Here is a 12,246-nt window from a genome sequence, read left to right on the forward strand (position 1 = left end):
GCGCAGCGGAGTCCCGCAGTCGCGAGCGAAAGGTTGGCTCGGTGAGCGCGAGGAATGTGGCGGTGCCGGGGCGACGCGAACTGGCGTACGCGGTGCTGCTCTGCCTGTCCGGCGCGGGGCTGGCGCTCTGGGCGGCGAGGAGCACCTGGGTGGTCGGTGTTCTCGACCGGCCGGAACCGCTGCTGGTGGTGGACGAGGGGCGCACCGGTGGGCAGCTGCTTCCCTGGCTGCCGGCGCTGGCCCTCGTCGGGCTGGCCGGTGGTGGCGCGCTGCTGGCCACCCGGGGTCGGCTTCGCCGGGTGCTCGGCGGGTTGCTGACGCTGCTCGGGCTGGCCCTCGCGGCCGGTGGGGGCTACGGGCTGGTCGCCGACCTCGGTGGCCAGGTCACCCGGCTGTTGCCGGCGCTCTGTCTGCTGGGCGGGCTGCTGGTGGCGGCCGGCGGCCTGCTCACCGCAGCGCGCGGTCAGCGCTGGCCGGCGATGGGCGCCCGGTACGAGCGCGGGTCGGCCTCGGTGCGGCGGCCGGTCGGCCCGATCGCCGGGGCCGGGACGGTCGAGGCGTGGGATGCCCTCGACCGGGGCGAGGATCCGACCGCCCGGGGCGAGGATCCGAAGGTCAGCTGACCGGCTGCCGGGCGCGGCTACGCGCGGCGGCGAGTTCCGCGATGAGGCGGTCCAGTTCGGCCCGCTGGTCGGCGCGGGCCCGGTCGGCGCAGATGGCCTCCCAGGCGTTGCCGCGGGCGGTCCGCATCCGGTCCGGCCCGACCACGGCCCGCTCCAGGGTGTGGACGACACCGACGGCGAGCGAGGCGACGGTGCGCGAGATGGTGGTGAGTCCGATGGTCGGCTGCGGCGCGGAGGAATTCATGATCACCCCGGGGAGAGATCGTCGTGGCGGTGAGGCGGGCGCGTCATCGAGTTTGCCCGAGGATGATGCTGCGCGGCTCACGTTTCGTGGTGATGACTGCACGGTCAAGTCTGCGGCAACCCACCTGGGCAGGCAACGAGACCTTGGTCCTTGAGCTTGGTCACAGCATCGACGCGGATCGGTGCCGGTCGGCCGGCGGATGCCGCCACACCCCTCGACATGGGCGAACGTCTATGGCGTGATGACGTAGAGTCACCACGCGTGCGCACAAGTCGGCCATTATGCCGCAGCCCATTTCGTGAGGAGCGCCATACCCCCGCCGGTCGGTCCCAGCTCGGGCCACCTAGCATCGGCCCATGACACCCGGAGAGGGGAGTCCGCTGGTGACTGCTGAGCATCCGCACGCGGAGGGGGCCGAGGCCGTTCCGGCGGCGCCCGTCAGCGTGCTCGACGAGATCCTGGCCGGCGTCCGGGAGGACGTGGCTCGGCGGCAGGAACAGGTTCCGCTGGAGCGGATCCGGGAACTGGCCGCCGCCGCGCCGCCTCCGCTGGACGCGTACGCGGCCCTGCGCAAGCCCGGCGTCGCCGTCATCGCCGAGGTGAAGCGCTCCTCGCCGTCCAAGGGCAAGCTGGCCGAGATCGCCGACCCGGCGGACCTGGCCGGCGACTACGCCGCCGGCGGTGCGCGCGCGATCAGCGTGCTCACCGAGGGGCGCTGGTTCGGCGGTTCGCTGGACGACCTCGCCGCCGTGCGGGCCGCGGTGAACATTCCGGTGCTGCGCAAGGACTTCGTGGTCTCCAGCTACCAGGTGCACGAGGCCCGCGCGCACGGCGCCGACCTGGTGCTGCTGATCGTGGCCGCGCTGGAGCAGAACGCGCTGGTCGGCCTGCTGGAGCGGATCGAGTCGCTGGGCATGACCGCGCTGGTCGAGGTGCACGACGAGGAGGAGGCTGACCGGGCCATGGAGGCCGGCGCGCAGGTGATCGGGGTCAACGCCCGCGACCTGCGTACCCTCTCAGTCGACCGGTCCGTGTTCGAACGGATCGCGCCCGGCCTGCCGAGCCACGTCGTCAAGATCGCTGAATCCGGCGTACGCGGTCCGCACGACCTGATCCGCTACGCCTCCGCCGGCGCCGACGCGGTGCTCGTCGGCGAGGGCCTGGTCACCCAGAAGAGCCCCCGGGAGGCGGTGGCCGAGCTGGTCAACGCGGGCAACCACCCCGCCACCCCCCGCCCGGCGCGCTGACCCGCGCCGGCCCGCCCAGCGAGAGGAGTGCGGTCATGAGCGAGGAGCAGTTCCCCGACGCCGCCGGTCACTTCGGCACCTTCGGCGGCCGGTTCGTGCCGGAGGCGCTGGTCGCCGCGCTCGACGAGTTGGGCGCGGCCCACCGCGCGGCCATGGCCGACGAGGCCTTCCGGGACGAGTTCGCCGCCCTGCTGCGCGACTACGCCGGCACCCCGTCGCTGCTCTACGAGGCCCACCGGTTCTCCGCGCGGGCCGGCGCCCGGGTGCTGCTCAAGCGGGAGGACCTCAACCACACCGGCGCGCACAAGGTGCGCAACGTGCTCGGCCAGGCGCTGCTGACGAGGCGGATGGGCAAGAAGCGGGTGATCGCCGAGACCGGCGCCGGTCAGCACGGTGTCGCCGCGGCCACCGCCGCCGCCCTGTTCGACCTGGACTGCGTGGTCTACATGGGCCAGGTCGACACCGAGCGGCAGGCGCTGAACGTGGCGCGGATGCGGATGCTCGGCGCCACGGTCGTGCCGGTCACCACCGGGTCGCGCACCCTCAAGGACGCGATGAACGAGGCGATGCGGGACTGGGTCGCCAACGTCGACGAGACCCACTACCTGATCGGCACCGCCGCCGGACCGCATCCGTTCCCGGCGCTGGTCCGCGACTTCGTCCGGGGCATCGGCGACGAGGCCCGGGCGCAGTGCCTCGAACTCACCGGCGGGCTGCCGGACGCGGTCACCGCGTGTGTCGGCGGTGGCTCCAACGCGCTGGGCATCTTCCACGCCTTCGTGGGTGACCCGCAGGTCCAGCTCTACGGCTTCGAGGCCGGCGGCGACGGGGTGGCCACCGGGCGGCACGCGGCCAGCATCACCGGCGGTTCCACCGGTGTGCTGCACGGCACCCGCACCTACGTGCTCCAGGACGCCGACGGTCAGACGCAGGAGTCACACTCGATCTCCGCCGGTCTGGACTACCCGGGGGTGGGCCCGGAGCACGCCTGGCTGCACGACACCGGCCGGGCCAGCTACCAGCCGGTCACCGACGACGAGGCGATGGCCGCGTTCGAGCTGCTCTGCCGCACCGAGGGGATCATCCCGGCGATCGAGAGCGCGCACGCCCTCGCCGGCACCCTGGCCGTCGCGCCGAAGCTCGCCGCCGACCTGGGCCGCCAGCCCACCATCCTGGTCAACCTCTCCGGCCGGGGCGACAAGGACGTGCACACCGCCGGCGAGTTCTTCGGCATCCTCGACAAGGAGTGAGCGTGAGCGAGCAGACCATCGGGCTCGGTGTCGGGGTGTCGCACGCCGGCACGGGGCGCAGTGGGGTGCCGGCATGAGCCGCATCGGGGTCGCCTTCGACAAGGCGCGGGCCGACGGCCGGGCGCTGCTGGTCGGTTGCATGCCGGCCGGCTTCCCCACGGTCGAGGGCAGCATCGCCGCGATGACGGCGATGGTGGAGGCCGGCGTCGACGTGATCGAGGTGGAGATCCCCTACTCCGATCCGGTGATGGACGGCCCGGTGATCCAGCGGGCCAGCGACATCGCGCTGGCCGGCGGCGTACGCACCCGGGACACGTTCCGCATCGTCGAGGCGGTGGCGGCCACCGGTGCCCCGGTGGTGACGATGACCTACTGGAACCCGGTCGAGCGGTACGGGGTCGACGCGTTCGCCCGGGACTTCGCCGCGGCCGGCGGCACCGGGCTGATCACACCCGATCTGATCCCCGAGGAAGCCGGTGAGTGGCTGGCCGCCTCGGACGCGCACGGGTTGGACCGCACGTTCCTGGTCGCCCCGTCGTCCACGGACGAACGGCTGGCGATGACGGTCGGGCACTGCCGCGGCTTCGTCTACGCCACTGCGATCATGGGCGTGACCGGTGCCCGGTCGCAGACCTCGCAGGCGGCGCCGGTGCTGGTGTCGCGGGTACGGGAGGTCACCGACCTGCCGGTCGGGGTGGGGCTGGGGGTGGGCACCGGGGCGCAGGCCGCCACGGTCGCCGGGTACGCCGACGCGGTGATCGTCGGCAGCGCCCTGGTCCGCTGCGTGCTCGACGCGCCGGACGAGGCGGCGGGCCGCGCCGCGCTGCGTACGCTCAGCGCGGAACTTGCCGAGGGTGTGCGTCAGCCCGACCGCTGACCCTTTTCGGGCGGACCGGGGTGACGCCACGGGGGTCCGCAGCGGTAGCGTGTGCACCCGTGAGTCTCGCCGCGCCGACGTCCCTGGCCGCCCTGCCCAGTCCGAGCACCGCCGTGTGGCAGCTCGGCCCGTTTCCTATCAGGGCGTACGCGCTGTTCATCCTCCTCGGCATCGCGGTGGCCTGCTGGCTCACCGAACGGCGGTTGCGTCAGCGCGGTGCCGCCCCCGGCGCGACGCTCGACATCGCCGTCTGGGCGGTGCCCGCCGGCATCATCGGCGCCCGGATCTACCACGTGATCACCTCGCCGGCGGCCTACTTCGGCACCGGCGGGGACCCGATCAAGGTGTTCTTCATCCACGAGGGTGGGCTCGGCATCTGGGGCGCGGTCGCCGGTGGCGCGGTCGGCGCCTGGCTCGCCGCCCGGCAGCTGGGCATCCCGCTCACGGTGGTGGCCGACGCGCTGGCGCCGGGCCTGCCGCTGGCCCAGGCGATCGGCCGGTTGGGCAACTGGTTCAACAACGAGCTGTACGGCGGCCGGACCGACCTGCCCTGGGGGCTGGAGATCCACCGGATGGACGGCGGGCAGGCGCTGCGTGACGAGGCCGGCCAGCCGATCCTGGAGGAGGGGCTCTACCACCCCACCTTCGCGTACGAGTTGCTGTGGAACGTCGGGGTCGCCGCGTTGGTGTTCTACCTCGACCGCAAGCTGCGACTCGGCCGGGGCCGGGCGTTCGCGCTCTACGTGATGGGCTACACCGCCGGCCGGTTCTGGATCGAGATGATGCGCACCGACGAGGCCAACACGATCCTCGGCGTACGACTCAACGTCTGGACCGCCGCCCTGGTGTTCCTCGGCGCGCTCATCTACTTCCTGCGGGTTCGCGGTCCACGGGAGTACCTGATCCCCATCGGTGTGCCGGCCACCCCCACCGCACCGACGGCCACCTCCGACGTCTCCCAGCTTGATCTGTCGGCGAAGCAGGGCAGCACCGAGCCGGCCGCGCCGGAGGGCTACCGGGTGGTCGGCGAGGAGGAGTTCCAGCATTGGCGCGAGACCGGCGAGACGCCACCCGGGCCGGCCGACGACGACACCGGACCGGCCGACGGTGACTCGCCGGAGTCCGCGGCGACCCGACCCGCCGATCGCGACACCTGAGGGCGAGGGGGACGACGCCATGCGGACCGCGGTGGTGGTCGGCGGTGGGCTCGGCGGCCTGGCGGTCTCCGGCGCGCTGGCCCGCTCGGGTTGGCAGGTCACCCTCCTGGAACGGGCCGACCGGATCCGCCCGGAGCCGACCGCCGTGGTGCTCTGGCCCAACGGGGTCCGCGCGCTGCGCTCCCTGGACCTCGGTGCCGGCCTGGACGCCATCGCCACCGGACTACCCGACGGCGGGGTGCGCCGCCCCGACGGGCACTGGCTGGTGCAGCCCCGGCAGACACCAACCGAACGCCTGCCCGTGGTGGTGCACCGGGAGGATCTGCACGACGCGCTGATCGCGGGTCTGGGTGAGCGGGTCGAGCTGCGTACCGGGGTGACCGTGCGGACGGTACGCGCGGTCTCCGGCGAGCGGCCCGCGGTCAGCGACGGCCGGCACACGTACGAGGCGGATCTGGTGGTCGCGGCCGACGGCACGGACAGCGTGATCCGCCGTCAGCTCGCCCCGGAGGCGGGCGTGGTCAGCTCCGGGTGCGCCGCCTGGCGGGCGGTGATCCCGTGGTACCGGGCACCGAGCCTGCCCGGGCCCGTCGGCGGTGAGATCCTCGGCGCTGGCTACCGCTTCGTGGCTGCCTCGCTGGGTGAGCGCGGTTCTTCCGGCGCCTCCAGCCGGGGCGGCATCTACTGGATGGCGACCGCGGCCGGCGCGCCCCGCCCCGAGCCGCCCGAGAAGCAGCTGGCGTTGCTGCGCCGGTGGTACGCCGGCTGGCCCGCCCCGGTCGACGAGCTGCTGGCCGCGACCGACCCGACCGACCTGGTGCAGCACGAGATCCGGGAGCTGCGCCCGTTGCCGCGCTCGTACGGCTTCCCGGTCGGATCCGGCGGGGTGGTGCTGCTCGGCGACGCCGCCCACGCCATGCCGCCGCACCTGGGGCAGGGCTCCTGTCTCGCCTTCGAGGACGCCGCGACGCTCGCCGCGCTGCTGCGCGAGTCGTCCCTGCCGGACGCGGTGGTGGCGTACGACCGGGCGCGGCGGCCCCGTGCGGCGGCCGTGGTCCGGCAGACCCGCCGGATGTCGGCTGTGCTGCAGACCCGCGGCCGACTGGCCCTACGGGCCCGCGACGCCGCACTCGGCGCCATCACCCCTCGTCTGCTCGGCAGCGCCTCCTCGGTCGCCGCCCAGTGGCGGCCCCCGGTCTGACGGCTCGTCCGCCCCTCCGCAACCTGCGCCTACCGCCCGCCGTCTGCTGCCGTCGGGCGGTTCGTCACGTCCGGACTCGCCTTGCTCTGGTGGTCTCACCTGAGTCGATGACCCGCGAAGCGGGAGCGCGGTAGGGGCTGGCCGCGCCGGCTGCCGGATCACCCGCTGTACACACGATCTTCCTGGCAGTTGTGATCAAAAGCCGCGAGCTCTCGTAACAACACGTTGACAAGTCGAAATGTTTAAGCGAGCGTGACAGATCAATTCCACGGGGGAGGGTTTACTTTGGCGCGTCAACTTTTATTCCGGCCTGATCTGAATCGGTCCGGTCGGTCGCGTTGGTTGCCGGTCGCACTGGCCGCGGCACTGCTCGGATCGGGGCTTGCCGTCGTGTCCGACGAGCCCGAGGCCGCGCTGGCCGGGCAGGCATCGAGTGCCGACTGCTCGATCAGGCAAGCTGCCGACGAGATGGCGGCTGCCGCACTGGCCGCCGAGTGCGGCGTCTCGGTCGAGGTGTTGAGTGAGCGGACCGAGCACGAGCAGGTGGTGGTGGACCCCGCGGGTACCCAGACGCTGACCGTCGCGGCGGTGCCGCAGCGGGTACGCCGGACCGACGGTTCGTGGGCGGCGATCGATCCGAACCTGTCGGTGAAGGGCGGTGCGGTGGTGCCGGCGGCGACGCTGGCAGACGTTCGCTTCTCGGCCGGCGGGTCGGGTCCGCTGGCGACGTGGCAGGCGAGTGGTTCGTCGTTCACGCTCTCGTGGCCGTTGGGTGCGTTGCCGGTGCCGCGGCTCAAGGGTGCGACAGCGGTGTACGACGGCGTCCTGCCGGGGGTGAATCTGCACGTCACCGCGTTGCCGGAAGGTTTCTCACACTCGGTGGAGATCCTCAACTCGGCCGCGGCGGCGAACCCGGCGGTACGCCAGTTGCGGTACGCGCTCGGCGGCAACACGCAGGTCGAGCGGGATGCCGAGGGCGGGCTGCGGCTGCTCGATCCGGCCGGGGAGTTGGTGGCGGTCTCGCACGCGGCCTCGATGTGGGACTCGTCGCTGGATCCGTCGATCGCCGGCGAGTTCGATCCAGCGCGCGCCGGTCCCCCGGCGCAGGCCGAGCCGGCTACCGCTGCGGAGCCGGGCGCCACGTCGCAGCATGCCGACGTCACGGTGAAGCTCGCCGGCGCTGATCTGACCGTGCTCGCGGACGAGTCCATGCTGGACGATCCCGCGGTCACCTGGCCGGTCTTCATCGATCCGCCGTTCAACGGGTTGCGCTCCAAGTGGGCGTACGCGAACAGCGCGAACAAGAACTGGGACGTGGGCAACCGGGCCTGGGTGGGTCGTAACCCGTACGACGGGGTGCGGTACCGGTCGTTCTTCGACTTCAACGTCTCGGCGCTGCGGGGCACCCAGATCCTGGCGGCGAAGGTGACCATGAAGCTCGACCACTCGTGGTCGTGCGACCCGACGTGGGTGCACCTGTATCGCACCAACACGGACGGCATCACGTCTTCCAGCGGCGGGCGGATGGCCTGGTCGACCCGGCCGCTGCCGTCGTCGCACTGGCTGGACTCGTGGGAGGGCAGGGCGAACGAGGCCGGTGGTTGCGGTTCGGTCCAGCCGGACGCGGACGCGGTCTTCGAGGGCACCACGCTGAAGAACAACGTGCAGGCGCGGGCGACGGCGAACGCGACGACCTACACGGTCGGGTTGTGTGCCTGCAACAGCAGCGGTGAGTACGAGTCGACGCAGGACCGGTGGAAGAAGTTCTACACCGACAAGACGTACCTGGTCGTGACGTACGACAAGAAGCCGAATCCGCCGGTGGGGCAGGCGTTCTTGACGACGACGGACTGCCACAAGGCGTGCACGTCGCCGGCGGTGGTACGGACCACGACACCGACGTTGCGGGCCAACGTGTCCGACCCGTACAACGGGAACCTGCGGACCACCTTCGAGGTGCGTGCGTCAGCGTCGGCCACGGCGACCTTGGTGGCGGGCAACGCGGCGGCGCCGGTGACGACAGCCGCCCCGGGTACCGCGACCTGGCGGGTGCCGTCCGGGTTGGCCAACGGGTCGACCTACTACTGGCGGGCGCAGTCCAAGGATGAGAACAACCTGGTCGGCGACTGGTCGGCCTGGCAGACGGTGAGTGTGGACACGTCACCGCCGGCTGTCTCCTCGGTCTCCTCGTCGCAGTACCCGCTGCGCGCGTGGGGTGCCGTGGTGGGCACCTCGGGGACGTTCGTGGCGAACGGTGGATCGGACGTCGCGGAGTTCACCTGGTGGGTGGACAGCGGGTCGGCGACCACGGTGCCGGCCACGGGCACCAGCCCGAAGACGATCTCGGTGGCACACACACCGACCACCGACATGGTGCACACCCTGAACGTGGTGGCCAAGGACGTCGCCGGCAACGCCGGCCCGACGTACGCGCACCAGTTCTGGGTGTCGCCGCTGCCGAACAAGTACGCCCGTTGGAAGCTCGACGAGTTGTCGGGCGTAGCGGCGGCGGACTCGGGGTCGGGTGGTAGCGCGTTGTCGCCGGGCACGTTGGCCGGTTCGGTGTCGTTCACGCCGGGCTACCTGGGCAACGCCGCCTCGTTCACCGGCACGGGTGGCCAGATCACCACGAGTGGGCCGGTGCTGGACACCACCAAGAGCTTCACGGTGATGGCCTGGGTCCGCGCGTCGGACCTGGCCGCGCACGACTATCAGATCGTGCTGAGCCAGGACGGTACGACGGCCAGCCGCTTCCAGCTGATGTACAACAAGGACGCCAACGGCGGCGCGGGTGGCTGGTGCTTTGCCATGCGACCCACCGACGGTGGCGACTCCACGAGTGCCTGCACGGACGGGGCGTCCTGGGGGTTGCCGGCGGCGGGCAACTGGGTGCATCTCGCCGGGGTGTACGACGTGGCAGCCGGCAAGATCCGTGCGTACGTGATGGGTGACCCGCTCAGCTGCGGTGGTGAGATCGCCGAGACGGCCTTCACCGGTACGTGGTCGGCGACCGGGTCGTTCGCGATCGGCCGTGGCCTGTCCTCCGGTACGGCCGCGAACCGTTGGCGCGGCGAGATCGATGACGTCTACGCGTTCCAGCGCACCTTGTCGGCCTGGGAGATCTGCCAGCAAGCCGTTCAGTGATCACCGATTGACGGGTTCCGAGGGCAGCCGGTCCGGCCTCAGGCCGTGCTGGTCTGATCCACGCCGTTCTGGCTGCCCGGAACCCGTCCGGCTCAATTGCGGTTCGTTCCGTTCCACCTTCGGATTGTCGCGACGAGCAACACGGGGAGCAGCGCTATGAGGGTTGAGATCCATGGTCCTTCGCAGGGGGCGAAGGCGACGGTGAACAGAAAACCTCGGTTACGGTGGTTGGCCGCGCCGTTGGCCGCGGTGTTGGCGGTGACGATGTTCGAGCAGCCGATGGCTGCCGAGGCTGCCCCGAAGTGGGAGCCGCCGAAGCCGAAGGAGGTCGCTGGACTCAAGGTCACCGATGTCAGGCCCGCCGCCGCGCGGACGGCCTTCTCGGCCGAGTCGCGTTTGGTGCGTGGTCCGCGGCCGGTGGAGTGGCCGGATGCCGGCGCGGCGACGGCTCGCCCGAAGGTGGCGGGCGCGCATCAGGCCGGTGACCTGCCGGTGACGGTGGCCGCGGTGGAGCCGGAGGGGTTCGGCGCCCGGGGGCTGGTCGGGCCGGACGTGGTGTCGGTGCGGGTGTTCGACCGGGCGGCCACCGCGCAGGCCGGCGTCCGGGGTGTGCTGTTGAGCCTGGGCCGCGCGGACGGGAAGTCTGGTGTCGGCCAGGTTTCCGTCGGGGTGGACTACTCGGGTTTCGCGCATGCGTTCGGTGGGGACTGGGCGTCGCGGCTGCGGCTGGTGCAGCGGCCCGCGTGTGCAGTGAGCACGCCGCAGTTGGCGCAGTGCCAGACGTCGACGCCGGTGCCGACAGTCAACGACCCGCAGGCGTCGACGTTGTCGGCGCAGGTGGGCCTGTCGGGTGAGGCGGCGACGCTGCTCGCGGTGCAGGCGGAGTCGGGTGGCGACAACGGTGACTACAAGGCGACCGACCTCTCACCGGCAGGTACCTGGGAGGTGTCGAACCAGACCGGTGACTTCTCCTGGTCGTACGACCTCCGGATGCCGCCGTCAACGGGCGGCCCGTCTCCGTCGGTCAGCCTGGCGTACTCGTCGGGCAGCGTGGACGGCATGACCGCGATGACGAACAACCAGGGCGGTTGGGTCGGTGACGGTTGGACGTCCTGGCCGGGTTACATCGAGCGGCGGTACGACTCCTGCGCGGACGACAACCCGGGCCACAAGACCGGTGACCTGTGCTGGTTCAACGACAACGCGACGCTGTCGTTGAACGGTCGGGCGGGTGAGCTGATCCGCGACGGTTCGGTGTGGCGGATGAAGAACGACGACGGTACCAAGATCGAGCGGGTCACCGATTCGGCCCGGGCCAACGGTGACAACGACAACGAGTACTGGAAGGTGACCACCACCGACGGGGTGCAGTACTTCTTCGGTTACCACCGGCTGCCGGGCTGGTCGTCGGGGGATCCGGTGACGAACTCGACGTGGACCGCACCGGTGTACGGCAACAACTCCGGTGAGCCGTGCTACGACTCCACGTTCGCCGACGCCCGCTGTGACCAGGGGTGGCGGTGGAACCTGGACTACGTTGTCGACCCGAACAACAACTCGCTGGCGTACTTCTACAAGAAGGAGACCGGCGCGTACGGCCGCAACAACACGCCGACCCAGCGGACCACCTACGACCGGGGCGGCTACCTGGACCGCATCGAGTACGGCATGCGTAAGGGCGCGGAGTACAGCGCGGCGGCGCCGTTGCGGGTGATGTTCGAGACCAACGAGCGGTGCCTGTCGAACTGCTGGACGGGTACGGCGTGGACGTCGGATCCGAAGCCGGCCTCGTGGCCGGACACCCCGTGGGACCAGTTCTGCAAGGAGGCCCCGTGCATCGAGCAGGGCTCGCCGACGTTCTGGTCGGCGCGGCGGCTGACGAAGGTCACCGCGCAGCTGCGTAACGGCACGTCGTCGTACCGGGATGTGGAGTCCTGGGCGTTGCGGCAGGAGTTCATCAACGCCGGTACCGGTGAGAGCACGCCGATGTGGCTGCGCGGGATCACCCGGACCGGGCACGTCACCACCGCCGGCGGTGTCGCCGTCTCCGACCCGGAGATCACCTTCAACCCGGGGGCCGAGCCGCTGGCCAACCGGGTGGACGGGCCGTCGGACCAGCGCACCGAGCTGAACCGGTGGCGGATCAAGCAGATCCGCACCGAGTCCGGCGGCGACATCCTGGTCACCTACTCGGGGCACGACTGCACCCGCAGCACCCGGCCGACGCCGCACTCGAACACCAAACGCTGCATGCCGGCGTACTTCTCCTGGCCGGGCACTGGTGACCCGACGCTGGACTGGTTCCACAAGTACGTGGTCACCCGCATCGACCAGGACGACCTGGTCACCGACCAGCCGAACCAGACCACCTTCTACGACTACCTGGACGATCCGGCCTGGGCCTACAACACCGACGAGTTGACCAAGGACAAGCACCGCACCTGGGGCGACTGGCGCGGCTACGGCCGGGTCCGGGTGCGTCAGGGCGACCCGACCAACGGCG

8 protein-coding genes and 1 pseudogene are annotated in these 12,246 nt (G+C 71.5%); 8 read left to right on the forward strand and 1 reads right to left on the reverse strand.

Annotated features, from left to right (window positions below; all coding sequences use genetic code 11):
* Positions 1 to 41: 41 nt before the first annotated feature.
* Entirely contained in the window at positions 42 to 623 is a 582-nt protein-coding gene (locus BMY89_RS24570) for a Trp biosynthesis-associated membrane protein (protein WP_232521529.1), read from the forward strand.
* On the opposite strand, the gene BMY89_RS24575 is transcribed toward BMY89_RS24570, so the two are convergent.
* Positions 616 to 867, reverse strand: coding sequence for a hypothetical protein (locus tag BMY89_RS24575; RefSeq protein ID WP_092382451.1), 252 nt, complete (start codon positions 865 to 867; stop codon positions 616 to 618). The genes BMY89_RS24570 and BMY89_RS24575 overlap by 8 nt on opposite strands.
* Positions 868 to 1,310: 443 nt before the next feature.
* Here BMY89_RS24575 and trpC point away from each other — a divergent pair, with 443 nt between their 5' ends.
* The 7 genes and pseudogenes from trpC to BMY89_RS24610 all read left to right on the forward strand — a co-directional run.
* Positions 1,311 to 2,114 (forward strand): indole-3-glycerol phosphate synthase TrpC, encoded by an 804-nt coding sequence (gene trpC / locus BMY89_RS24580; RefSeq protein ID WP_175510417.1) that lies wholly within the window; start codon positions 1,311 to 1,313, stop codon positions 2,112 to 2,114.
* A 35-nt stretch (positions 2,115 to 2,149) separates the two neighbouring features.
* The gene (gene trpB, locus BMY89_RS24585; RefSeq protein WP_092382423.1) at positions 2,150 to 3,364 is read left to right on the forward strand and encodes a tryptophan synthase subunit beta; all 1,215 of its coding nucleotides are present in this window, start codon (positions 2,150 to 2,152) and stop codon (positions 3,362 to 3,364) included.
* A gap of 73 nt (positions 3,365 to 3,437) precedes the next feature.
* Positions 3,438 to 4,241: a tryptophan synthase subunit alpha gene (gene trpA / locus BMY89_RS24590; protein ID WP_092382424.1), complete on the forward strand. Its 804-nt coding sequence runs from the start codon at positions 3,438 to 3,440 to the stop codon at positions 4,239 to 4,241.
* A 59-nt stretch (positions 4,242 to 4,300) separates the two neighbouring features.
* On the forward strand, positions 4,301 to 5,398 hold the full coding sequence (gene lgt, locus BMY89_RS24595; protein ID WP_092382425.1) for a prolipoprotein diacylglyceryl transferase: 1,098 nt from the start codon (positions 4,301 to 4,303) through the stop codon (positions 5,396 to 5,398).
* Between the two features lie 19 nt (positions 5,399 to 5,417).
* A complete protein-coding gene (locus BMY89_RS24600) occupies positions 5,418 to 6,599 on the forward strand; it encodes an FAD-dependent oxidoreductase (protein ID WP_092382426.1) in 1,182 nt (393 codons plus the stop codon).
* A gap of 390 nt (positions 6,600 to 6,989) precedes the next feature.
* Positions 6,990 to 9,743, forward strand: a complete 2,754-nt coding sequence (locus BMY89_RS24605; protein ID WP_232521530.1) for a LamG domain-containing protein — start codon at positions 6,990 to 6,992, stop codon at positions 9,741 to 9,743.
* Positions 9,744 to 10,007: 264 nt separating this feature from the next.
* Positions 10,008 to 12,246, forward strand: a pseudogene (locus BMY89_RS24610) (hypothetical protein); the annotation flags it as partial.

Source organism: Micromonospora phaseoli (assembly GCF_900109115.1).
Taxonomy (GTDB): domain Bacteria; phylum Actinomycetota; class Actinomycetes; order Mycobacteriales; family Micromonosporaceae; genus Micromonospora; species Micromonospora phaseoli.

Excerpts from the sequence above, each read along its gene's own strand:
- trpB (WP_092382423.1), top strand. The coding sequence starts at position 2,150 with ATGAGCGAGGAGCAGTTCCCCGACGCCGCCGGTCACTTCGGCACCTTC.
- BMY89_RS24575 (WP_092382451.1), bottom strand. The coding sequence starts at position 867 with ATGAATTCCTCCGCGCCGCAGCCGACCATCGGACTCACCACCATCTCG.
- BMY89_RS24600 (WP_092382426.1), top strand. The coding sequence starts at position 5,418 with ATGCGGACCGCGGTGGTGGTCGGCGGTGGGCTCGGCGGCCTGGCGGTC.
- trpA (WP_092382424.1), top strand. The coding sequence starts at position 3,438 with ATGAGCCGCATCGGGGTCGCCTTCGACAAGGCGCGGGCCGACGGCCGG.